The following is a 21,854-nucleotide window of genomic DNA, read 5'->3' on the forward strand; positions in this document are numbered from 1 at the left end:
CCTTTTTTATGAGTGCCGGAGGGAGAACAACAATGAACAAACCCCTGCGTTTTGCCTTGAACCGAATGGTTGCGCCACGCTTGTCACTGCCCGCATTCATCGACCTGGCCCTGGCATTGAAAACCGACGCCATCGAGATCCGCAACGATCTGAAGGGCGTCGAGATCGAAGACGGCATGCCGCCGGCCCGGGTGCGCGAGTTGTGCGAGGCGCGCGGCATCAAGGTGCTGTCGATCAACGCCCTGTACCCCTTTGACGTGTGGAACGAAGAGCGGCGTGTCCAGGCCGTGCGGTTGGCCGATTACGCCCGTGAATGCGGCGCCGAGGGGCTGGTGATGTGCCCGCTCAATGATCGCGCCGACCTGCGCAGCGAGGCTGAACGCGCGGCGGGGCTGCGTACGGCCCTTAGTGAGCTGGCCCCGATCCTGCGCGCCTTCGGCATCTACGGGTTCATTGAACCCCTGGGTTTCGAAGAGTGCTCGTTGCGCCGCAAGCGCACGGCGGTGGAAGCGATCAAGAGCATTGGCGGGCTGGATGTGTTCCGCCTGGTGCATGACACCTTTCACCATCATTTAGCGGGCGAGCAGGCGTTCTTCCCCGAGCTGACCGGGCTGGTGCACATCTCCGGCGTCGAGGATGCCCAGGCGCCGCTGGCGACGATCCGCGACGGCCACCGGGTGCTGGTGGGCGAGGCCGACATCCTCGGCAACGCCGTACAGATCCAGGCGTTGCGGGCCGGAGGCTACGAGGGCTACCTGTCTTTCGAACCGTTCGCCGAGAGCGTCCATGACCTAGTCGACATCCGCCAGGCGTTGGGGGCGAGCATGAACCATCTGCAAAGCTCACAGGCATGACACCGTTATCAAAATGATGAAGCCCTCCTGTGGGAGCGAGCCTGCTCGCGATGGCGGTAGCACATTCAACGCATAGGCGCCTGACACACCGCTATCGCGAGCAGGCTCGCTCCCACAGTGGACTGAGTCAGCCGCAAATTTGCATTCCAGACAAGGTGCAAGCATGACCACAACACGACTGACCATGGCCCAGGCCCTGGTGAAATTCCTCGATAACCAGTACATCGAGGTCGATGGCGTCCAGAGCAAGTTCGTCGCCGGGGTCTTTACCATTTTCGGCCACGGCAATGTGCTGGGCCTGGGCCAGGCGCTGGAGCAGGACAGCGGCGACCTGGTGGTTCACCAGGGTCGTAACGAGCAAGGCATGGCCCATGCCGCCATCGGTTTTGCCAAGCAGCATCTGCGGCGCAAGATCTACGCCTGCAGCTCGTCGGTGGGGCCCGGTGCGGCGAACATGCTGACCGCCGCAGCCACCGCGACGGCCAACCGTATCCCATTGCTGTTGTTGCCCGGCGACGTCTACGCCAGTCGTCAGCCGGACCCGGTGCTGCAACAGATCGAGCAGTTCCACGACCTGAGCATCAGCACCAACGATGCCTTCAAGGCTGTGAGCAAGTACTGGGATCGCATCAACCGCCCCGAGCAACTGATGACCGCTGCGATCCATGCGATGCGCGTACTGACCGACCCGGCCGAAACCGGCGCGGTGACCCTGGCTTTGCCCCAGGACGTACAGGCCGAAGCCTACGATTACCCGGATTACTTCCTGCAAAAGCGTGTCCATCGCATCGACCGTCGTCCGGCCACCGAGGCGATGCTCGGTGATGCCCTGACGCTGCTCAAGGGCAAGCGCCAGCCGTTGATTATTTGTGGCGGCGGCGTGCGCTACGCCGGGGCCAACGCCGCGTTGCAGGCCTTTGCCGAGCGCTTCGATATTCCGTTCGCCGAGACCCAGGCGGGCAAGAGCGCGGTGGTGTCCAGTCATCCGCTGAACGTCGGCGGCGTCGGTGAAACCGGTTGTCTGGCGGCAAACCTGCTGGCCAAGAAAGCCGACCTGATCATCGGCATTGGCACCCGCTACAGTGATTTCACCACGGCATCGAAATGGCTGTTTCAGCACCCCGATGTGCAGTTCCTCAATCTCAACATCAGCCCCTGCGATGCCTTGAAGCTCGACGGCGTGCAACTGCTGGCCGACGCCCGTTCGGGGCTGGAGGCACTGTCTGCCGCGATGGGCGACTATCGCGCCGAATGGGGCGCACAGATCGCCGATGCCAAGGCCCAGCTCGACGCGGAAGTGGACCGGATCTATCAGGCGGACTTCCAGACCGAGGATTTTGTCCCGCAAATCAACGACCACATGGACCCGGCGGTGTTTCGCGAATTCATCGAGCTCACCGGTTCCTGCCTGACCCAGAGCCGCGTGCTCGGCACCCTCAACCAAAACCTGGCGGATGACGCCATCATCGTCGCCGCGGCTGGCAGCCTGCCCGGCGACTTGCAGCGCAGTTGGCGCAGCAAGGGGGAGAACACCTATCACGTCGAGTACGGTTATTCGTGCATGGGCTACGAGGTGAATGCGGCGCTGGGGGTGAAACTCGCCGAGCCCGACAAAGAGGTCTATGCGTTGGTGGGCGATGGTTCCTACATGATGTTGCACTCGGAGCTGGCGACCTCGATTCAGGAACGCCGCAAGATCAATGTGGTGCTGCTGGACAACATGACGTTCGGTTGCATCAACAACCTGCAAATGGAACACGGCATGGACAGCTTCGGCACCGAGTTCCGCTTTCGCAACCCGGACACCGGCAAGCTCGACGGCGGTTTCGTGCCGGTGGACTTCGCCATGAGCGCCGCGGCCTACGGCTGCAAGACCTACAAGGTCAAGACCCTCGACGAGCTGCGCGCGGCCCTGGCCGATGCGCGGCGCCAGAGCGTCTCGACGCTGATCGACATCAAGGTCCTGCCCAAGACCATGATCCACAAGTACCTGTCGTGGTGGCGAGTCGGCGTGGCGCAAGTCTCCACCAGCGCCCGCACCGATGCAGTCGCCAAGACCCTCAATGAACGACTGGCCAAGGCCCGTCAGTACTGATTGCCCCAACAATACGAAAGGAGTTCTCTACATGTCTTTGAAGCTGGGCGTCATCGGCACCGGGGCCATCGGCCAGGACCATATCCGTCGTTGCAGCCAGACCTTGCTCAACAGTCAGGTGGTGGCGGTGACCGATATCAACTTGCCACAAGCGGCCAAGGTCGTTGCCGATCTCAAGCTGACCGCTGAGGTTTACCCCGACGGTCACGCGTTGATCAAGGCGCCGGACGTGGAGGCAATCCTAGTCACCTCCTGGGGCCCGAGCCACGAAGAATTCGTGCTGGCGGCGATTGCGGCGGGCAAACCGGTGTTCTGTGAAAAACCCCTGGCGGTCACAGCCGAAGGCTGCCGCAAGATCGTCGAGGCCGAAGTGGCCCACGGCAAGCGCCTGGTGCAGGTCGGCTTCATGCGCCCTTACGATGAAGGCTATCGCGCGCTCAAGGCGGTGCTCGACAGCGGCCAGATCGGTGAACCGCTGATGCTGCATTGCGCCCACCGCAACCCGAGCGTGGGCGAGAACTACAAGACCGACATGGCGATCACCGACACCTTGATCCATGAGCTGGATGTGTTGCGCTGGCTGCTGGCCGATGACTACGTCTCGGTGCAAGTGGTGTTTCCACGCAAGACCAGCAAGGCCCTGGCCCACTTGCGTGACCCGCAGATCGTCTTGCTGGAAACCGCCAGGGGCACGCGCATCGACGTCGAAGTGTTCGTCAACTGCCAGTACGGCTACGATATCCAGTGCGAAGTGGTGGGGGAGACCGGCATCGCCAGGCTCCCGGAGCCCTCCCAGGTGCAATTGCGCAGTGGCGCCAAGTTGTCCAATGCGATCCTGATGGACTGGAAGGACCGCTTCATCGCGGCCTACGACGTCGAATTGCAGGCCTTCATCGACGGCGTGCGCGCCGGGCAAGTGGGTGGGCCGTCGGCCTGGGATGGTTTTGCCGCCGCCGTGGCGGCGGATGCCTGTGTGGCAGCGCAGCAGAGCGGGCAGATCGTCAAGGTCGACCTGCCCGAGCGCCCGCGCTTCTACGGCTGACCACATTTCTCCTTTGGGGATGCGGTCAAATTGTGGGAGCGAGCCTGCTCGCGATAGCGGTGGGCCAGTCAACACCGATGCAAGCCGATCCGACGCTATCGCGAGCAGGCTCGCTCCCACAGGGTAGTGGTGTGTATTCAATGACTTTCAAGGAGCTTTCATGCGAATCGGACTAGTCGGCTACGGCAAAGGGGGGCGTTTTTTTCATGCGCCGCTGATCAGCAGTCTGCCCGGGGCTACGTTCGTCGGGGTGGTGACCCGGTCTGCCGAGCGGCGCCAGCAACTGGCGAGTGATTATCCGCGCGTCCACGCCTTCGACTCTCTCGAACAACTGGTCGCTGCGGGCGTTGATGCGGTGGTGGTGTCCACGCCGCTGGAAGGTCGTCCGGAGGTGGTGATGCAAGCCATTGACCTCGGCGTGGCGGTGGTCAGCGACAAGCCTTTTGCCTGGGATGCAGCGCAGGCCGAGGCGATAGTGGTGGCCGCAGAACAACACAAGGTGCCATTGAGCGTGTACCAGAACCGCCGTTGGGATTCGGATTTCCTGACGCTGCGCAAGCTGCTGGCGTCCGGCGCCCTGGGGCAGGTCATTCGTTTTGAATCCAGCGTCGAGCGCTATTCGCCGACTTCGGTCGGCAAAGGCAGTGGTGGTGGGTTCCTGCGCGACTTGGGCAGCCACTTGGTAGACCAGGCGCTGCAACTGTTCGGGCCGGTGGAACAGGTCTACGCCGAGCTGGACTACCGGCAGCCTGACCAGGTGTTCGACAACGGCTTCTTCATGTCCTTGACCCATGCCAGTGGTGTGATTTCTCACTTGAGCGGCAACTGTATGCAGCACGCAGCACGCCCGCGCTTTCGGGTCAACGGCACCCTGGGCTGCTATACCGTCGAAGGCCTGGACGGGCAAGAGGCCCAGGCGCTGGCAGGCTTGAGCCCGGCGACCGAGGGTGAACGCTGGGGGGCTGAAGAGCATCGGCGCTGGGGCTGGTTCGAACACGGCACCGAGCGCGAGCGGGTGACCTCGGAGCGTGGCTGCTGGCTGGCGTTCTACCAACACCTGCAAACCGCGTTGCAGGGCGCTGGCCCGCTGCCGGTGGAGGCCCGTGATGCACTGGCGACCACGCGCATCCTTGATGCTGCCAGGCTGAGTGCCGAGCAGGGCGAAGTGGTGCGATTGTCCACGCCGGTTGGCCATGGAATGAAAAACGAATAAAATTCTAAAATTTGTTGATATAGAAAATATTTTCCAATAAAGTCGATTCCAGGTTACCGACAATCCTGTCTGTCTCCCCGCCAAGCCAGCCTTGACCGGATGACTGACGAAACAAAAACAAGAAACACAGCTAGGTACCGTCGATGAAAACCTTCAGCTGCTCTGCGTTTCACCTGCCACATCTGCTGCGCCTGTCCGCAGTCCTTCCCCTGTTCGAATCCCTGTGTATCCAGCGTAAGGGCACCGTGGTGTGTTGCATGCCCGGCGCGCCCATCGTGCGCTTGCCCCGTTCCTGATCCGTCACGCCTTATCCATAAAACCAACAAAAAAGTGGAGAAAGACCGTTCATGAAGACCAAGACCCGTATCGCCTCGCTGGCCCTGTCGTTGATGCTCACCAGCGGCGCTGCCCTGGCGGACCTGAGGATCGGCGTCAGCATGTCCCAGTTCGATGACACCTGGCTGACTTACCTGCGCGAATCCATGGACAAGAAAGCCAAATCCCTGCCGGATGGCGTCACCCTCCAGTTCGAAGACGCGCGCAGTGACGTGGTCAAGCAACTGAGCCAGGTGGAAAGCTTCATCAGCCAGAAGGTCGATGCGCTCATCGTCAACCCGGTGGACACCGCCGCGACCCAGCGCATCACCAAGGCCGCCGTGGCCGCTGGTATCCCTCTGGTGTACGTCAACCGCCGTCCGGATGATCCGACGTTGCCAGAAGGTGTGGTTACCGTGGCATCCGATGACCTGGAAGCGGGCCGCATGCAGATGCAATACCTGGCCGACAAGATGGGCGGCAAGGGCGACATCGTGATCCTGCTGGGCGACCTCGCCAATAACTCCACCACCAACCGCACCAAGGGTGTCAAGGAGGTGCTGGCCAAATACCCTGACATCAAGATCGAGCAGGAGCAGACGGGCACCTGGTCCCGGGACAGGGGCATGACCCTGGTCAACGACTGGCTGACCCAGGGCCGCGATTTCAATGCCGTGGTGTCCAACAACGACGAGATGGCCATCGGCGCCGCCATGGCCCTCAAACAAGCGGGCACCAAGAAGGGCAGCGTATTGATTGCCGGGGTCGATGGCACACCGGACGGCTTGAACGCCATCAAGAAAGGCGACATGACCGTCTCGGTGTTCCAGGACGCCAAGGGCCAGGCCGACGGCTCGATCGATACGGCCGTGAAAATGGTCAAGAACCAACCGGTCGAACAGTCCGTCTGGGTGCCGTATCGCCTGATCACGCCGGAAAACGTCGATCAGTTCAAGTGACGTTTGACGCACCGGTCCCACCACAACAATAAACAGGCAAGGTTGTAACGCCGACCTTGCCGAGGGAGTACCTGATCATGTTCGCTTCAGCGACTGCTTCGAGCGCCCCGGCGATGACTTTCCGGCCGGACGTAATACCTGATGAACCGTACCTGCTGGAAGTCGTCGATGTCAGCAAAGGCTTTCCCGGCGTGGTGGCCCTGACCGATGTACAACTGCGGGTACGCCCCGGTTCCGTGCTGGCCCTGATGGGCGAGAATGGCGCGGGCAAATCCACCTTGATGAAGATCATCGCCGGTATCTACCAGCCGGACGCCGGCGAACTGCGCCTGCGCGGCAAGCCGGTGACGTTCGACACGCCGCTGGCGGCGTTGCAGGCCGGTATCGCGATGATCCATCAGGAACTGAACCTGATGCCCCATATGAGCATCGCCGAAAACATCTGGATCGGTCGCGAGCAGCTCAACGGTCTGCACATGGTCGACCATGGTGAGATGCATCGCTGCACCGCCCGGCTGCTGGAGCGCCTGCGCATCAACCTCGACCCTGAGGAGCAGGTGGGCAACCTGAGCATCGCCGAGCGGCAGATGGTGGAGATTGCCAAGGCCGTGTCCTACGACTCCGACATCCTGATCATGGACGAGCCGACCTCGGCTATTACCGAGACTGAAGTCGCCCACCTGTTCTCGATCATTGCCGACCTCAAGTCCCAGGGGAAGGGCATCATCTACATCACCCATAAAATGAACGAAGTGTTCGCCATCGCTGACGAAGTGGCAGTGTTTCGCGACGGCGCCTATATCGGCCTGCAACGGGCCGACAGCATGGACGGCGACAGCCTGATTTCGATGATGGTCGGGCGTGAATTGAGCCAGTTGTTCCCGGTGCGGGAGCAACCCATCGGCGACTTGATGCTGTCGGTGCGCGACCTGAGCCTGGACGGCATCTTCCAGGGCGTGTCCTTCGACCTGCATGCCGGGGAGATACTGGGCATCGCCGGGCTGATGGGCTCGGGCCGGACCAACGTGGCCGAGGCGATTTTCGGCGTGACCCCGAGTACCGGTGGCGAAATCCTGCTGGACGGCCAACCGGTGCGTATCAGCGACCCGCACATGGCCATCGAGAAAGGCTTCGCGCTGTTGACCGAGGACCGCAAGCTCAGTGGCCTGTTCCCGTGCCTGTCGGTGCTGGAAAACATGGAGATGGCCGTGCTGCCCCATTACGTCGGCAACGGCTTCATCCAGCAGAAAGCCCTGCGCGCCTTGTGTGAAGACATGTGCAAGAAGCTGCGGGTCAAGACCCCGTCGCTGGAACAGTGCATCGACACTTTGTCTGGCGGCAACCAGCAGAAAGCGCTGCTGGCCCGCTGGCTGATGACCAACCCGCGCATCCTGATCCTCGACGAACCGACCCGTGGCATCGATGTCGGTGCCAAGGCCGAGATCTACCGGCTGATTTCCTACCTCGCCAGCGAAGGCATGGCGGTGATCATGATTTCCTCGGAACTGCCGGAAGTACTGGGCATGAGCGACCGGGTCATGGTGATGCACGAAGGTGACCTGATGGGCACCCTCGACCGCAGCGAAGCGACCCAGGAACGCGTCATGCAATTGGCCTCGGGCCTGTCCTGATGCCCGTCAGTCCAGATAAAAAAGGTGAATGGTTATGAACGCGATACTGGAAAACAAACCCGCGGCAGCACCGGCCAGGGCGCGCCGGCGACTGCCGACGGAACTGAGTATCTTCCTGGTGCTGATCGGCATCGGCCTGGTCTTCGAGATGTTCGGCTGGATCGTGCGCGACCAGAGTTTCCTGATGAACTCCCAGCGCCTGGTGCTGATGATCCTGCAAGTGTCGATCATCGGCCTGCTGGCCATCGGTGTGACCCAGGTGATCATCACCACGGGTATCGACTTGTCGTCCGGCTCGGTGCTGGCGCTGTCGGCCATGATTGCCGCCAGCCTGGCCCAGACTTCTGACTTCTCCCGGGCGGTGTTTCCCTCCTTGACGGACTTGCCGGTGTGGATACCGGTGGTGGTGGGGCTCGGCGTAGGGCTGCTGGCCGGGGCGATCAACGGCAGTATCATCGCCATTACCGGTATTCCGCCGTTCATTGCCACTCTCGGCATGATGGTCTCGGCCCGTGGCCTGGCGCGCTACTACACCGAAGGCCAACCGGTGAGCATGTTGTCCGACTCCTATACGGCCATTGGGCATGGCGCGATGCCAGTGATCATCTTCCTGGTGGTGGCGGTGATCTTCCACATCGCCCTGCGCTACACCAAGTATGGCAAGTACACCTACGCCATTGGCGGCAACATGCAGGCGGCGCGCACATCAGGCATCAACGTCAAGCGCCACCTGGTGATCGTCTACAGTATTGCCGGGTTGCTGGCGGGGTTAGCCGGCGTGGTGGCCTCGGCGCGGGCGGCGACCGGGCAGGCGGGCATGGGCATGTCCTATGAACTGGACGCGATTGCCGCGGCCGTGATTGGCGGCACCAGCCTGGCGGGTGGGGTGGGGCGCATCACCGGGACCGTGATCGGGGCACTGATCCTTGGGGTGATGGCCAGCGGTTTTACCTTCGTCGGTGTCGATGCCTACATCCAGGACATCATCAAAGGCCTGATCATCGTGGTGGCGGTGGTCATCGACCAGTACCGCAACAAGCGCAAACTCAAGCGCTGATGCCCAAGAAAGTTGCGACAGAGCGCCACGCCTGACCCGCGTGGCGTTGCCATTTGTCTTCTTAATACAGCAATTGCACCGAATTTCTTGTTATAAACGCACTCCGATGACTGCCAAAAGCCTGTCAGGGAACATTTGAAGGGGTTGTCGGACATTTTCCCTATGTTTTCAGTTGCTGAGGCCTCGACTCGGCCTTAGACTGCCGCCCCTCGTAAATTGAGTGCCAGGTGGCGCTTGGAATAGACGGCGCCTTCCTGATGAGCGTGGCAGCTACGCTGCGGGACGCTCCATAATTCGCCTTAATGCACGTTTTTTTATAGAGATATCAATGACAAAGGAAAAGTTGCTGGCCATGCCGGCGGATGACTACATGAATGCCGAGCAGCTGGCTTTCTTCACCAAGCTGTTGCAGAACATGAAAGTCGAAACCCACGAGCGCATCGAACAGAACCGAATCGCCATTGAGAGCCTGGACACCCCGGCTGACCCGGCGGACGCTGCTTCCGTAGAAGAAGAGCGTACCTGGCTGGTCAACGCCATCGATCGCGACCAGCGCATGCTGCCTCAGTTGGAGCAGGCTCTGGACCGCATCAACGACGACAGCTTCGGCTGGTGCGACGACAGCGGCGAGCCGATCGGCCTCAAGCGCCTGCTGATCAGCCCGACCACCAAGTACTGCATTGAAGCCCAGGAACGTCACGAACAGATCGACAAGCACCAGCGTCAGGCCTGATTCGGGTTTTCCCAAAAAGATCGCGACCTTTTGACGAAGGCCGCGATCTTTTGCTTTAGCCCGTGCTCGTTCGTCTACTCCCGTTGATCTGCTGCAAGAACGCGACTAATGGACCATGGATAATGGCTCTGTAGTGGCGTTTAATGCAGTCATAACAACGAGAGTGTGGGTGACGAACATGGCGACAGACGGAACGCTGACAGGTGCAGTGCCGGCCTCGGTACCTGAGACAAAACGCACGGCGCGCTGGCTGACGCCGACCTTGCAGAGTCTCGCCCTGGCATTGCTGCTGTGCGGCATGGCCCTGGGCGGCTGGTCGCTGTACCTGGGCCTGCCACTGGTCATGCTCATCGTCTGGTTGCCGCGCCTGCGTTCGCGCGTGGCCGCGGTGCCTGCACCCGCGACGGACACGCTGGCCGAGCTGACCCGCGACCTGTCCTATACCACCAGCCATAACGCGCTGTCAGCGGCCGGCGTCGCCTATTCGGTCAAGCAACTGGCCGGCAAGGTCCAGTCCCAACTCGACGCGGCGGCGCAGATCGTCGGCAATGCCGAGTCGATGATCGCCACCGAACAGGCCACTTCGCAACTCAGCCAGCAAGCCCTGGGCGCCGCCAGCGAGGCCCATCGCAGCAGTGTGGCCGGGCGCAGCGAGCTGGTGGAATCGATCAGCCGCATGCACCAGCTCAGCCAGCGCGCAAACGACAGTCGCGAGTTGATCGAGGCCTTGAGCGTACGCAGCGATGAAATCCAGCGGGTCAGCCTGGTGATCCAGTCGATCGCCAGCCAGACCAACCTGCTGGCGCTGAACGCGGCCATCGAGGCGGCACGGGCCGGTGAGCATGGCCGTGGGTTCGCGGTGGTGGCCGATGAAGTTCGTGGCCTGGCCGGGCGCACGGCTGCGGCAACTGGCGAAGTCGGGGTGATGGTGGCCGACATCCAGCAACGCACCGCCCAGGTGGTGGAGCAGATCCGTCAACTGGCCGCTGACCTGGACATTGGCGTGCAGCAGGTCGAGCACACCGGCGAGCATCTGGAAAACATCGCTCGGCTCGCCGCCGGCGTCGAAACCCAGGTCAGTGCCATCGCCCAAGGCACCGACACCAATCGCGAACAACTCGACAGCCTGTTCCACGCCATTGAGCAGATGCGCGGCGACCTGTCCATCAGCGACCAGCAGACCCAGCGCCTGGCCGAGGCGGCCGTGCAAATGGAGGGCCAGGCCGAAACCATCAGCGAACGCCTGGCGGAGGTGGGCCTCGACGATTATCACCAACGGGTCTACGACCTGGCCCGGGAAGGCGCGAGCCAGATCGCCGCGCAGTTCGAAGCCGATATCGACCAGGGCCGTGTCAGCCTGGAGGACCTGTTCGACCGTAACTACCAGCCCATCCCCAATACCCAGCCGGCCAAATACCAGACCCGCTTCGACCGCTACACCGACCAGGTCCTGCCGGCGATTCAAGAGCCCTTGCTTGCCCGACATGAGGGCCTGGTGTTTGCGATTGCCTGCACCCAACAGGGCTACGTGCCGACCCATAACAAAGTCTTCAGCCAGCCGCTGACCGGCGATCCCCAGGTGGACACGCTGAATAGCCGCACCAAGCGCAAGTTCTCCGATCGCACCGGAATCCGCTGTGGCAGCCACCAGCAACCTGTACTGCTCCAGACCTACACACGCGACACGGGCGAGTTAATGCACGACCTTTCCGTACCGATCATGCTCAAGGGGCGTCACTGGGGTGGCTTGCGGTTGGGCTACAAACCGGAGAAACCGCGTTAGCCCTCAACGCCACTGATATGGCTGTGGGGGCAAGCCTTGCTCCCACAGATAAATCCCCTCGCCACAGTAGCGGTGACGCACTCGGCCAATGGCCCTTGCCGCTACTTGCCGCCGTGCAGACGCACGTTCAGCTGATCCACCAGCACTGCTTCTTCGCCGTCGGCGAGCAGCCATTCCCGGAGCAGGTCTTTTTGCTGGTCCGACCAGAAATTGGCCTCCACCAGCTTGATCTCCGGGGCCAGCGGGTGGGCGATGATGAAGTCGTCAATGGCCGTGCCGTCGCAGGTCAGGCCCAGTTGGTCGAACAGGGTCTTGAGTTCGTGGGAAGGTTGTTCCATGGGAGTCTCCTTTGGGCGGGGCGCCGTCGTGGCGCCTCGGTGCTTCCCTTTATCTGAGGCAAGCGCTCATCAGGAGTTCGATCGGACTCAGGCTTTCAGGGCCCCTTCGTCCACGGCGGCCTTCAACGTCTTGGCCGCTTCCCTGGCAGCCTCGGCAGCGATCTCCGCGGTCTTGAACCAGCGATCCTTCTCCACCTGGTGGCAACTGACGGTGGTCAAGGGTGGCTTGGCGCGCATCACAATGACGGCCTGGAACTCGCCTTCGACTTCTCTGGCTTCGCCCCGGATAAAAAATTCGCCGATATCAAATTCCGTCACGTCGCGCCTTCTCCTCGAAGTCATACTATGGGTGCGCGATCCGCCGATGGGCGACGGTTTCGCTGGGCGGGCAGTATGGCAGCAGTTGCCCGTCGATGGCTGAGTTAAGTCATCGACGGTCGTATTTGAGCTCAGGCGCTGCGTTCGAGACGCCTGGCCAGGTAGCAGGCTTCGTTATGGTCGGTTCGGAATCCTCTTACACGTCCAGTCGATGTTTCCTCAATGTGAAAAAAACACTTGCCCGCCAAAACGACCCGATAGCGTGGCTGTGTTAACGAAATGGGCAGGCAATCGACCCCGTCAAAGGTGTCGGCTGTATCAACGATGCAAGGTGGAAAGGGGGGGGATAGGGTTGTGAAAGAGGCCATGTGAATTCCTTTTCTATGGTTTACCGACGAATTGTCGGGTACTTCGAGTAGTCTCCACGCCTTCGGCTGCTCTAGAATCGGCAGTGTCGTGTGGACGGCTGCGGCTATCTAAAGCAATTTTTTTTGCGCTCGATGTCAGAAAAATGCTTTTTTAAGTGAGAAATTTCCCTAAAGTTAGTAGTCCCATCTTTTCCGATGCTCAGAGTGGCTTTTTCCTTCAACCTCTGGCGACCCTCCGGGAAAGACGGCGAGAGCGGCAACCTTTAGTCTGCTCTCGGCCCGGGACAGGGCGCGCCGTTCACTTCGAAGTTCAGTTACAGGTCCATTACGACACTACAGTCGGTACGGGTTCTCGTGCTCCGTCCTTTCCGGGGGGCGGGCCTTTTTCAAAGATGGGGATGTTTCCTTGGCAGTAAGTAATCTCGACATGCATGCGTTATTCGTACTTGGTGACCTGCGGGCAAAACTGGTCAAACTCTTCCAGTCACGTTTCGTCTACATCACCGAGCAGACCGCCGAAGGTATTTATGTCGCCGAAATCGACACCGAGTCGGCCCTGGTGGTCGATGACAAGCCCAGGCTAGAACTCAAGGTCGGTGATCATTTTCGCGCAGCGGTGTTGCCCAGCCGCGAAGGTGGCAAGTTTGAAATCCGCTTTCGCGAAATCAAGCTGACGGTCTATGGCCTTGGCGATTACGCCTTCGTCACGACCCCCGGTGGTCAGGCAATCCTGTTCAAGGAAGGCCACAGCGTGGTGACCGTGTTTGCGGCCACCGAACAGTTGCAGGAAGGCTTGACCAAGACCCTGAAGGCGGTCACCGCCAAGGCCGCCAAGTGGCGCAAGGGCGAACTGGTGACCTTCAAGGCCAGCGAGTGATCGCGTCAGACCGCTCAAAAGCGTGTAGGCATCGGGCTTGTGAGGGCTGTGTGCCCAAACCGCTGACAGTTTCGCAAGATATCGCTGGAACCTCGGCTACAGTCAATTGACTGAATTATTCAGGGCTTGCGTTCGCTGACGCAGGGCCGTTCAGCTATTGCTGTATCTGGCATGAGGTGCAAAGCATGAAACGAGTTCGACAGTGGCTGGCTGCCTGGGCCACCTTCGCGGTGTTGGTTTCACCCCTTCCGGCGTCGGCTGCCACGGCGCCGATCCACTTTGCCGACTTGAACTGGGAAAGTGGCAGCCTGATCACCGATATCCTGCGGATCATCGTCGAAAAAGGCTACGGGTTGCAGACCGACACATTGCCGGGCACCACCATTACCCTGGAAACGGCCCTGGCCAATAACGACATCCAGGTGATCGGCGAGGAATGGGCCGGCCGCAGCCCGGTGTGGGTCAAGGCCGAGGCCGAAGGCAAGGTGATCGCCTTGGGCGATACAGTCAAAGGCGCGACGGAAGGTTGGTGGGTGCCCGAATACGTCATCAAGGGCGACCCGGCCAAGGGCATCAAGCCCCTGGCGCCGGACCTGCGCAGCGTTGAGGACCTGGCGCGCTACAAGCATGTGTTCAAGGACCCGGAGAGCCCCGACAAGGGTCGCTTCCTCAACAGCCCCATTGGTTGGACCTCCGAGGTGGTCAACAAACAGAAGCTCAAGGCGTATGGCCTGTCTGACAGCTACGTGAATTTTCGCAGCGGCTCGGGGGCGGCGCTCGATGCGGAAATCAGTTCGACGATCCGCCGGGGCAAGCCGATCCTGTTTTATTACTGGTCGCCCACGCCACTGCTCGGGCGCTTCAAGTTGGTGCAGTTGCAAGAGCCACCGTTCGATGCCGAGGCCTGGAAAACCCTGACCGACGCCGATAACCCCAACCCGAAACCGACCCGCTCACTGGCCTCGAAACTGTCGATTGGCGTCTCTGCCCCGTTCCAGAAGCAATACCCGGACATTACCGAGTTCTTCAGTAAGGTCGATTTGCCCATCGAACCGTTGAACAAGGCCTTGGCCGACATGAGCGAGAAGCGCACCCCACCCCGTGAAGCCGCCGAGGCGTTCCTCAAGGCGCATCCGCAGGTCTGGCAGGCCTGGTTGCCCAAGGAGGTGGCGGACAAGGTATCTGCCGGCCTTTAGTGTCCTGCGTGCTAGCAGGTTGAACTCTTGATCCTGGGCAATGAGTCATTCGCTGGAAACTGGCAATCTACGCCCGTCCAGCGAAATGCCAAATTCGAGCTAGGATGATTGTTCAACCTTTTTTCAGGAGGCTGGCGAATGACGCTTTTATTGGCTCGGTCGCTGGTCGCAGTGTTTGCGACCATCAGCTTGATTCATATGTATTGGGCCCTGGGTGGGCGGTGGGCGGCCAAGGCAGTGGTACCTCAGGTGCCGGTGAAACAGGGGGATGCGCTGCGACCGGCGTTCGATCCCTCGGGCTGGCTGACCTTGCTGGTGGCCCTGGCACTGCTGATGGTGGCGCTGCTGGTTTGCCTGCGGGTCGGCCTGCTGGCGCAGCCGGTCACCCATCGGGCATTGCAGTGGCTGATCAGCGCGATTGCCTTGCTGATGTTCGCCCGAGCCATCGGCGAGTCGAACCTGGTGGGCTTCTTCAAGGAGGTCAAGGGCTCGACATTCGCCAGGCTCGACACCTGGGTCTATTCGCCGTTGTGCGTGGTGCTTGGGGCCGGGTTGCTGACGGTGGCCTGGGCCTGAGCCACTCCGAACTGTGGCGAGCAAGCTTGCTCCCGCTGGGCTTGTGTAGGAGCTGCCGAAGGCTGCGATCTTTTGATCTTTTGATCTTTCGCTTGGGACTCAAGTGGTTGGGGAGGATCGCAACCTCGTTGCACTCGTCAGCTCCTACACAGCTCCTACGCAGTTTTACAGGGCGCGGCCCAGTGGGGGCAATCGCCCTCGCCACAAAGCTGTACCGGCTCGAGATGTCTGTCAGTCGGTTCGGTGACTGCTCACTTGCGCCGGCACATCATCCCCGGCCATGCGTTTGCGGAACAAGGCCGCCCGGGCCAGCAGCAGGGTGGTCACCGGGACGGTGATGGACAACAGGATCGGTATCAGCCAGGCATGTAACACCGGTCCGGACTTGAGTGCCGAAAAATACACGATCGAAGCCAGTGCCACGCACCAGGCCCCCAGTGTGGAGGCCAGGGCCGGTGGGTGCATGCGCTGGAAATAATCCTTCAACCGCACCAGGCCGATTGCCCCGATCAGGGCGAAGAGGCTGCTGAGCACCAGCAGGATCGCCACCGGGATTTCGACCCACATCGACAGTTCACCATTCATTCGATCACCTCGCCACGCAACAGGAACTTGGCCAGGGCAAACGAGCCGACAAAGCCGAACAGAGCGATCAGCAGGGCCGCCTCGAAATAGGTGTCACTGGCGTAACGGATGCCCAATACCAGCATCATCAGCATCGCCACGATGTACAGATAGTCCAGGGCCAATACCCGGTCCTGCGCCGAAGGTCCCTTGAACAGCCGCCACAGGGTCAACACCATCGCCAGGGAGAATAGAAGCAGGCTCAACAGAATCGCATTGGACAACAAGGGGGTCATTGGAAAATCTCCATCAACGGTCGCTCGTAGGTGGCCTTGAAATGCGCGATGAATGACGCCTCGTCCTCCAGATCGAACACATGTACCAACAGGATGCTGCGATCCAGGGCCAGCTCCGACCAGACCGTCCCCGGAATCACCGTGGTGATCATCGACAGCGCGGCCAGGCCGTTGGCGTCGTGCAGGTCCAGCGGCACCTTGATGAACCGCGAGCGAGGCGGGCGGCGTCCAGCGTTCAGCACACCCCAGGCCACCGCCAGGTTGGACACCAGTACCTCGCGGCCCACCCGCAGGAACAAGCGCAACACCATACTCGGTCGCCGGATACGGATGGGCCGCGGTCGCAACCGGCGCATCATCAGCGGCGTCAGGAAGCCCAACACAGCGCCCAGCAGCAGGTGGCCGACGCTGAGCGACTGATTCAACACCAGCCACAGCAACCACAGCGCCAGGGACAACCACGGAGCAGGAAGCAGGCGTTTCATGGCTGTAGCTCCTGCAAGGCGGCCCTGGCTGCAGGATTGGGGACGGCGCGGGTGGCGAGTACCGACATCACATAATGTTCCGGGTTGTTCAACGCATCAGCAGCGGATTGGGTATAGCGCAGCAATGCCTCGGCCTTGAAAGTCAGGGCGATGCCCAGGCCCAGCAGCAAGACGATCGGCAGGCATTCGAACGGACGCAACAACGGTGACGGGCGTTCCCGGGGCGTCCAGAAGCGTTGGATGCCCAGCCGTGAGAAGGCAATCAAGGAGGCCAGCCCCGACAGGATCAGCAACGCCAACAGGCCCCACGCCTGGTTCGACACCAGTGCCTCGGTGCTGGCCCCGAGCCCCTGGGGATTGAGCAGGGCGCTGAGCAGGCTCAGCTTGCCGATAAACCCTGACAACGGTGGCATGCCGATAATCAGCAGCGCACAGAAGATAAAGCTCAAGCCAAGGAAGGCCATGGTCCAGGGGATCACGTGTCCGACCACGGCTTTCTGTTCGTCATCGAGGTTGATGCCCTTGGGCAGTTGCAAGGACTCCAGCGGTCGCGGCAACGTGTCGAGGTCGTCATCCAGGGACGGTTCATTGGCCGAGCGTGAGCGTTCGATCAGCTCGGCCAGCAAGAACAACGCGCAGAGTGCCAGGGTCGAGCTCACCAGGTAAAACAGCGCCGCGCCCACCAGGTTCGGTTGGGCGAAGCCGATGGCCGACAACAGGATCCCGGCCGAGACCAGGATGCTCAGGCTGGCCATGCGCTCCAGGCGTTGGGCGGCCAGAATGGCGATGGCTGCGCAGACAATCGTCGCCATGCCGCCGTAAATCAGCCAGTCGGCGCCGAAATACGCCGAGGCGCCGGCCTGGCCGGAGAACAGCAACGTCCACAAGCGCAGGATCGTGTAGACACCGACCTTGGTCATGATCGCGAACAGTGCCGCCACCGGCGCACTGGCGGCGCTGTAGGCCGGTACCAGCCAGAAGTTCAGTGGCCACATGCCGGCCTTGGCCAGGAACGCCACCGCCAGGATGCCAGCCCCGGCGTGCAGCAAACCCCGGTCAGCCTCCGGCACCAGGGGCACCTTCAACGCCAGGTCGGCCATGTTCAACGTACCGGTGACGCCATAGATCAGCGCTGCGCCGATCAGGAACAACGACGAGGCCAGCAGGTTGATGGAGATGTAATGCAGCCCCGACGACACCCGCGCCCGGCCCGAACCGTGCAACATCAAGCCGTAGGAGGCTGCCAGCAATACCTCGAAGAACACGAACAGGTTGAACAGGTCCGCCGTCAGGAAGGCGCCGTAGAGGCCCATCAACTGGATCTGGAACAGCGCATGGAAACTCGCCCCCGCGCGGTCCCAGCGGGCCATGGCGAACAGCAGCGCGCTGACGCCGATGATGCCGGTCAGCACCAGCATCAGCGCCGACAGGCGATCGACCACCAGCACAATGCCGAACGGCGCCTGCCAGTTGCCCGGCAGATACACGCCAATGGACGCGGGCAGGGCCTGGTCCTGGGTCCAGTACAGCAACAGCATGGCGATGCCCAGGCCCAACAGGCTGGAGAGCAGGTTGATCCGTGCCTTGAGCGGGCGGTGTTTCTCGCCGAGCATCAGCATCAACGCGGCGGTCAGCAGTGGCAGCAGGATGGGCGCAGCGATCAAATGAGGCGTCAAGGTCATTCCTTGGGCTCCCGACCGTCCACGTGGTCGGTACCGGTCAGTCCCCGCGACGCCAGCAGCACCACCAGGAACAGCGCAGTCATGGCAAAGCTGATCACGATGGCGGTCAGCACCAGTGCCTGGGGCAGCGGGTCGGTGTAGTGCAGCAGGTCCTGGGGCACGCCGTCCTTGATGATCGGTTCCTTGCCGATGAACAGGCTGCCCATGCTGAAGATGAACAGGTTGACGCCGTAGGACAGCAGGCACAGGCCCATGACCACCTGGAAGGTCCGTGGTCGCAGCACCAGCCAGACACCGGAGGCGGCTAGTACGCCGATTGCGATTGCGATGACTTCTTCCATCAGGCGGTGGTTCCTTTGACGGGGGCGACGGGTTTGGCATGCAGGCCCGGCTTATGGGCCCGTACCGACTGGTGAGCCAGGGCGGTGAGGATCAACAGGGTGGAACCGACCACCACGGCGTACACACCGATGTCGAAGAACAGCGCGCTGGCCAGATGGATATCCCCCAGCAGCGGCAATTCGAAATGCCAGGTGTGGGTGGTCAGGAACGGATAACCCACGGCCATCGATCCCAGGCCCGTGGCGGTGGCAAACAACAGCCCGGTGCCCATCCAGCGCAGCGGTCGCAAGCTCATTTGCGCCTCGACCCACTGGGTGCCGGCGACCATGTATTGCAGGATGAACGCCACGGACATCACCAACCCGGCCACGAAGCCGCCCCCGGGTTGGTTATGGCCGCGCATGAACAGGTAGAACGACACCACCAGGGCAACCGGTAGCAGCAGGCGCACCAGCACCGCCGGCACCATCATGAAGCCCAATGCGGTGTCGCTGGCATGGCGCGGGTTGACCAGATCGGTGACCACGTCCGGCGCCAGCAGGCGCTGTTGCGCCGGCAGCTGCATGCTTTCCTTCGGTGGGCGGAAACGCCGCAGCAGGGCGAACACCGCCAGGGCCACCGCCACCAGCACGGTGATTTCCCCGAGGGTGTCGAAGCCCCGGAAGTCCACCAGCATCACGTTCACCACATTGCTGCCGCCGCCTTCGGGCAGGGCACGGCGCAAGTAGAACGAAGAAATGTCGTTGGGCGTCTGGCGCGTCAGCATCGCATAGGACAACAGCGCCATGCCGCCGCCGACGGCGATGGACAGCAGCAAGTCGCGCAGGCGGCGGATGCGCGCACGACGCTCGCTGTTGGGCCGGGGCAAGGCGTCCTCGATCCGCCGTGGCAGCCAGCGCAAGCCCAGCAGGATCAGCACGGTGGTGACCACTTCCACCGCCAGTTGCGTCAAGGCCAGGTCGGGGGCGGAGAACCAGACGAAGGTCACGCAGGTCATCAGGCCGCAGACGCTGACCATGGTCAGGGCCGCGAGCCGGTGGTACTTGGCTTGCCAGGCCGCGCCCAGGGCACAGGCGATTGCCAGCAGCCACAGGGTGACGAAGACGATGGAGCCGGGGATCTTCGGCCGTTCGCCCCAGACCAGCGTGCTGTGCAGCATCGGGACCAGCCCAGCGAGCACGGCGGCCAGGATCAGCCAGAACAACTGGGCCTGCAGGCGGCGGGTACTGATCCGTCGTTCCAGGCGCCGACCTTGGCGCATCATCATTACCAGGCAACGTTCGAACAGGCGCTTGCCGCTGAGCCGGCCAATGAACGGCGATTGCTTGATGTGCCCTTGCCGGAGCTGATTGCGCAGCAGCAGGTACAGGACGATGCCGCCGGACATGGCCACCAGGCTCATGATCATCGGTGCGTTCAGGCCGTGCCAGATCGCCAGGCTGTACTCCGGCAGCGTGCCGCCGACCACCGGCAATGCGGCCGCGGCGAGCAACGAGCCGACCACCTGGGCCGGAAAGATCCCCACCAACAGGCAGGTGAACACCAGCAACTCTACCGGTGCACGCATCCAGCGCGGTGGTTCGTGGGGGGTGTGGGGCAGGTCGGTGGCGGTGGGGCCGAAAAACACATCCACGGTGAAGCGCAGGGAATAGGCGACGCTGAAGGTCCCGGCGATGGTGGCGATGATCGGCAACGCCAGCTCGACCCAGGCCGTGGCGGAAATGAACACGGTCTCGGCGAAGAACATTTCCTTGGACAGGAAACCATTGAGCAACGGCACCCCGGCCATCGCCGCGCTGGCGACCATGGCCAGGGTCGCGGTGAACGGAATCAGCCGCACCAGGCCGCTGAGCTTGCGAATGTCGCGGGTGCCGCTTTCATGGTCGATGATCCCGGCGGCCATGAACAGAGACGCCTTGAACGTGGCGTGGTTGAGAATATGAAACACCGCCGCCACGGCCGCCAGCGGGCTGTTCAGGCCCAGGAGTAAGGTGATGAGCCCAAGGTGGCTGATGGTGGAGTAGGCCAGCAGGCCCTTGAGGTCATTCTGGAACATCGCGCAGTAGGCGCCCAGCAGCAACGTACAAGCCCCCGCGCCGCCGACGATGTAGAACCATTCTTCGCTGCCCGACAGCGACGGCCATAACCGCGCCAACAGGAACACCCCGGCCTTGACCATGGTCGCCGAGTGCAGATACGCCGACACCGGCGTGGGTGCGGCCATGGCATGGGGCAGCCAGAAGTGGAATGGAAACTGAGCGCTTTTGCTCAAGGCGCCGATCAGGATCAGCGGCAACAGGATGGGGTAGAGGGCATGGGCACGGATCAGGTCGCCGGCGGCCAGAACCTTGTCCAGCTCATAGCTGCCCACCACATGGCCGAGCAGCATCACCCCGGCCAACAGGCAAAGCCCGCCGGCCCCGGTCACCATCAACGCCATATAGGCACCACGTCGAGCGTCGGCACGGTGGTACCAGTAGCCGATCAGCAGGAACGAGAACAAGCTGGTCAGTTCCCAGAAAAACACCATCTGGATCAGATTGCCTGAGATCACCAACCCGAGCATGGCGCCCATGAACGCCAGGAAAAAGGCGAAGAAGCGCGGCACCGGATCGTCCGGCGACATGTAGTAGCGAGCGTACAGCGACACCAGCGTGCCGATGCCCAGCACCAGCAACGAAAACAGCCAGGCGAAACCGTCCAGGCGCAGTACGAAATCCAGGCCCAGGCTGGGCAACCAGGTGTAGTGCTCACGGATCACGCCGCCGTCGGCGATCTGCGGGTACAGCAAGGCCACCTGAACCGTGCCGGCCAGGGCGACGAGGCCGGCCAGCAGTGATTCGGCGTTACGGGCGTTATGCGGCAGCAGCGCCGCGACACAGCTGCCGATGAAGGGCAAAAGCAATAGAACTATCAGTGACATAGGCTTCTATTCGGCGGGAGGTTGTGAAGGATCATACGTGGCGTATTCCCGATCACCAACCGCGAGGGTGTCGCAGAATCCTACAAGGTAGGGGGAGTTTTCTGACTGTGCGTTGTTTTGGGGGAGGGAACGCCGCGTCCGAATCCGCCACGAGCGCTGGAGCCGCGCCAGTAAAAAAAACCGGGCGCTATACATATGTACCGCACC

At 61.8% G+C, this 21,854-nt stretch carries 21 protein-coding genes; 12 read left to right on the plus strand and 9 right to left on the minus strand.

What is annotated here, in order from left to right; genetic code table 11:
- The first annotated feature begins 32 nt into the window (after positions 1–32).
- The 9 genes from AACY42_RS09185 to AACY42_RS09225 all read left to right on the plus strand — a co-directional run bounded on the left by AACY42_RS09185 (position 33) and on the right by AACY42_RS09225 (position 11,682).
- Positions 33–854 carry a TIM barrel protein gene (locus AACY42_RS09185; RefSeq protein WP_339478760.1) on the plus strand — a complete coding sequence of 274 codons (822 nt, stop codon included), beginning with the start codon at positions 33–35 and terminating at the stop codon, positions 852–854.
- A gap of 163 nt (positions 855–1,017) precedes the next feature.
- On the plus strand, positions 1,018–2,949 hold the full coding sequence (gene iolD / locus AACY42_RS09190; RefSeq protein WP_339478761.1) for a 3D-(3,5/4)-trihydroxycyclohexane-1,2-dione acylhydrolase (decyclizing): 1,932 nt from the start codon (positions 1,018–1,020) through the stop codon (positions 2,947–2,949).
- Positions 2,950–2,980: 31 nt separating this feature from the next.
- Positions 2,981–3,991, plus strand: coding sequence for a Gfo/Idh/MocA family protein (locus AACY42_RS09195; protein WP_339478762.1), 1,011 nt, complete (start codon positions 2,981–2,983; stop codon positions 3,989–3,991).
- 160 nt (positions 3,992–4,151) lie between these two features.
- Complete coding sequence (locus AACY42_RS09200) at positions 4,152–5,204, plus strand: Gfo/Idh/MocA family protein (RefSeq protein ID WP_339478763.1); 1,053 nt, start codon at positions 4,152–4,154, stop codon at positions 5,202–5,204.
- Between the two features lie 347 nt (positions 5,205–5,551).
- Positions 5,552–6,478, plus strand: a complete 927-nt coding sequence (locus AACY42_RS09205) for a sugar ABC transporter substrate-binding protein (RefSeq protein ID WP_339478765.1) — start codon at positions 5,552–5,554, stop codon at positions 6,476–6,478.
- A 77-nt stretch (positions 6,479–6,555) separates the two neighbouring features.
- Positions 6,556–8,109 (plus strand): sugar ABC transporter ATP-binding protein, encoded by a 1,554-nt coding sequence (locus tag AACY42_RS09210; protein WP_339478767.1) that lies wholly within the window; start codon positions 6,556–6,558, stop codon positions 8,107–8,109.
- 34 nt (positions 8,110–8,143) lie between these two features.
- On the plus strand, positions 8,144–9,166 hold the full coding sequence (locus AACY42_RS09215; RefSeq protein WP_339478769.1) for an ABC transporter permease: 1,023 nt from the start codon (positions 8,144–8,146) through the stop codon (positions 9,164–9,166).
- A 328-nt stretch (positions 9,167–9,494) separates the two neighbouring features.
- Complete coding sequence (locus AACY42_RS09220) at positions 9,495–9,899, plus strand: TraR/DksA family transcriptional regulator (protein ID WP_003202859.1); 405 nt, start codon at positions 9,495–9,497, stop codon at positions 9,897–9,899.
- Between the two features lie 178 nt (positions 9,900–10,077).
- Positions 10,078–11,682 carry a methyl-accepting chemotaxis protein gene (locus AACY42_RS09225; protein ID WP_339478771.1) on the plus strand — a complete coding sequence of 535 codons (1,605 nt, stop codon included), beginning with the start codon at positions 10,078–10,080 and terminating at the stop codon, positions 11,680–11,682.
- Between the two features lie 101 nt (positions 11,683–11,783).
- On the opposite strand, the gene AACY42_RS09230 is transcribed toward AACY42_RS09225, so the two are convergent.
- The 3 genes from AACY42_RS09230 to AACY42_RS28585 form a co-directional block, all read right to left on the minus strand.
- A complete protein-coding gene (locus tag AACY42_RS09230) occupies positions 11,784–12,020 on the minus strand; it encodes a DUF2789 family protein (protein WP_339478773.1) in 237 nt (78 codons plus the stop codon).
- 87 nt (positions 12,021–12,107) lie between these two features.
- A complete protein-coding gene (locus AACY42_RS09235) occupies positions 12,108–12,338 on the minus strand; it encodes a hypothetical protein (protein ID WP_339478774.1) in 231 nt (76 codons plus the stop codon).
- A 131-nt stretch (positions 12,339–12,469) separates the two neighbouring features.
- A complete protein-coding gene (locus tag AACY42_RS28585; RefSeq protein WP_445261564.1) occupies positions 12,470–12,706 on the minus strand; it encodes a hypothetical protein in 237 nt (78 codons plus the stop codon).
- 427 nt (positions 12,707–13,133) lie between these two features.
- On the opposite strand from AACY42_RS28585, the gene AACY42_RS09240 reads away from it, so the two are divergent.
- The 3 genes from AACY42_RS09240 (at position 13,134) to AACY42_RS09250 (ending at position 15,355) form a co-directional block, all read left to right on the plus strand.
- Positions 13,134–13,583: a hypothetical protein gene (locus AACY42_RS09240; RefSeq protein ID WP_445261566.1), complete on the plus strand. Its 450-nt coding sequence runs from the start codon at positions 13,134–13,136 to the stop codon at positions 13,581–13,583.
- A 185-nt stretch (positions 13,584–13,768) separates the two neighbouring features.
- Positions 13,769–14,779 carry an ABC transporter substrate-binding protein gene (locus tag AACY42_RS09245; protein WP_339478778.1) on the plus strand — a complete coding sequence of 337 codons (1,011 nt, stop codon included), beginning with the start codon at positions 13,769–13,771 and terminating at the stop codon, positions 14,777–14,779.
- Positions 14,780–14,917: 138 nt separating this feature from the next.
- Complete coding sequence (locus tag AACY42_RS09250) at positions 14,918–15,355, plus strand: DUF3995 domain-containing protein (RefSeq protein ID WP_339478779.1); 438 nt, start codon at positions 14,918–14,920, stop codon at positions 15,353–15,355.
- 231 nt (positions 15,356–15,586) lie between these two features.
- Here the strand turns inward: AACY42_RS09250 and AACY42_RS09255 are convergent, their stop codons facing one another.
- From AACY42_RS09255 to AACY42_RS09280, 6 genes are read right to left on the minus strand one after another with little or no spacing between them, the layout of a single operon-like run.
- Positions 15,587–15,940: a Na+/H+ antiporter subunit G gene (locus tag AACY42_RS09255; protein WP_339478781.1), complete on the minus strand. Its 354-nt coding sequence runs from the start codon at positions 15,938–15,940 to the stop codon at positions 15,587–15,589.
- The gene (locus AACY42_RS09260; protein ID WP_339478783.1) at positions 15,937–16,215 is read right to left on the minus strand and encodes a K+/H+ antiporter subunit F; all 279 of its coding nucleotides are present in this window, start codon (positions 16,213–16,215) and stop codon (positions 15,937–15,939) included. The genes AACY42_RS09255 and AACY42_RS09260 overlap by 4 nt, the downstream gene beginning before the upstream one ends.
- Positions 16,212–16,700: a Na+/H+ antiporter subunit E gene (locus AACY42_RS09265; protein ID WP_339478785.1), complete on the minus strand. Its 489-nt coding sequence runs from the start codon at positions 16,698–16,700 to the stop codon at positions 16,212–16,214. Before AACY42_RS09265 ends, AACY42_RS09260 begins: the two co-directional genes overlap by 4 nt.
- Complete coding sequence (locus tag AACY42_RS09270) at positions 16,697–18,382, minus strand: monovalent cation/H+ antiporter subunit D (protein ID WP_339478786.1); 1,686 nt, start codon at positions 18,380–18,382, stop codon at positions 16,697–16,699. The genes AACY42_RS09265 and AACY42_RS09270 overlap by 4 nt, the downstream gene beginning before the upstream one ends.
- Complete coding sequence (locus AACY42_RS09275; RefSeq protein ID WP_003202835.1) at positions 18,379–18,723, minus strand: Na+/H+ antiporter subunit C; 345 nt, start codon at positions 18,721–18,723, stop codon at positions 18,379–18,381. Before AACY42_RS09275 ends, AACY42_RS09270 begins: the two co-directional genes overlap by 4 nt.
- Positions 18,723–21,647: a monovalent cation/H+ antiporter subunit A gene (locus AACY42_RS09280; RefSeq protein ID WP_339478787.1), complete on the minus strand. Its 2,925-nt coding sequence runs from the start codon at positions 21,645–21,647 to the stop codon at positions 18,723–18,725. The genes AACY42_RS09275 and AACY42_RS09280 overlap by 1 nt, the downstream gene beginning before the upstream one ends.
- Between the last annotated feature and the right edge of the window lie 207 nt (positions 21,648–21,854).

Origin of the sequence: Pseudomonas sp. RL_5y_Pfl2_73 (assembly GCF_963970515.1) — a bacterium.
Classification (GTDB): domain Bacteria; phylum Pseudomonadota; class Gammaproteobacteria; order Pseudomonadales; family Pseudomonadaceae; genus Aquipseudomonas.

Excerpts from the sequence above, each read along its gene's own strand:
- AACY42_RS09185 (WP_339478760.1), top strand. The coding sequence starts at position 33 with ATGAACAAACCCCTGCGTTTTGCCTTGAACCGAATGGTTGCGCCACGC.
- iolD (WP_339478761.1), top strand. The coding sequence starts at position 1,018 with ATGACCACAACACGACTGACCATGGCCCAGGCCCTGGTGAAATTCCTC.
- AACY42_RS09195 (WP_339478762.1), top strand. The coding sequence starts at position 2,981 with ATGTCTTTGAAGCTGGGCGTCATCGGCACCGGGGCCATCGGCCAGGAC.
- AACY42_RS09200 (WP_339478763.1), top strand. The coding sequence starts at position 4,152 with ATGCGAATCGGACTAGTCGGCTACGGCAAAGGGGGGCGTTTTTTTCAT.
- AACY42_RS09205 (WP_339478765.1), top strand. The coding sequence starts at position 5,552 with ATGAAGACCAAGACCCGTATCGCCTCGCTGGCCCTGTCGTTGATGCTC.
- AACY42_RS09210 (WP_339478767.1), top strand. The coding sequence starts at position 6,556 with ATGTTCGCTTCAGCGACTGCTTCGAGCGCCCCGGCGATGACTTTCCGG.
- AACY42_RS09215 (WP_339478769.1), top strand. The coding sequence starts at position 8,144 with ATGAACGCGATACTGGAAAACAAACCCGCGGCAGCACCGGCCAGGGCG.
- AACY42_RS09220 (WP_003202859.1), top strand. The coding sequence starts at position 9,495 with ATGACAAAGGAAAAGTTGCTGGCCATGCCGGCGGATGACTACATGAAT.
- AACY42_RS09225 (WP_339478771.1), top strand. The coding sequence starts at position 10,078 with ATGGCGACAGACGGAACGCTGACAGGTGCAGTGCCGGCCTCGGTACCT.
- AACY42_RS09230 (WP_339478773.1), bottom strand. The coding sequence starts at position 12,020 with ATGGAACAACCTTCCCACGAACTCAAGACCCTGTTCGACCAACTGGGC.
- AACY42_RS28585 (WP_445261564.1), bottom strand. The coding sequence starts at position 12,706 with ATGGCCTCTTTCACAACCCTATCCCCCCCCTTTCCACCTTGCATCGTT.
- AACY42_RS09240 (WP_445261566.1), top strand. The coding sequence starts at position 13,134 with ATGCATGCGTTATTCGTACTTGGTGACCTGCGGGCAAAACTGGTCAAA.
- AACY42_RS09245 (WP_339478778.1), top strand. The coding sequence starts at position 13,769 with ATGAAACGAGTTCGACAGTGGCTGGCTGCCTGGGCCACCTTCGCGGTG.
- AACY42_RS09250 (WP_339478779.1), top strand. The coding sequence starts at position 14,918 with ATGACGCTTTTATTGGCTCGGTCGCTGGTCGCAGTGTTTGCGACCATC.
- AACY42_RS09255 (WP_339478781.1), bottom strand. The coding sequence starts at position 15,940 with ATGAATGGTGAACTGTCGATGTGGGTCGAAATCCCGGTGGCGATCCTG.
- AACY42_RS09260 (WP_339478783.1), bottom strand. The coding sequence starts at position 16,215 with ATGACCCCCTTGTTGTCCAATGCGATTCTGTTGAGCCTGCTTCTATTC.
- AACY42_RS09265 (WP_339478785.1), bottom strand. The coding sequence starts at position 16,700 with ATGAAACGCCTGCTTCCTGCTCCGTGGTTGTCCCTGGCGCTGTGGTTG.
- AACY42_RS09270 (WP_339478786.1), bottom strand. The coding sequence starts at position 18,382 with ATGACCTTGACGCCTCATTTGATCGCTGCGCCCATCCTGCTGCCACTG.
- AACY42_RS09275 (WP_003202835.1), bottom strand. The coding sequence starts at position 18,723 with ATGGAAGAAGTCATCGCAATCGCAATCGGCGTACTAGCCGCCTCCGGT.
- AACY42_RS09280 (WP_339478787.1), bottom strand. The coding sequence starts at position 21,647 with ATGTCACTGATAGTTCTATTGCTTTTGCCCTTCATCGGCAGCTGTGTC.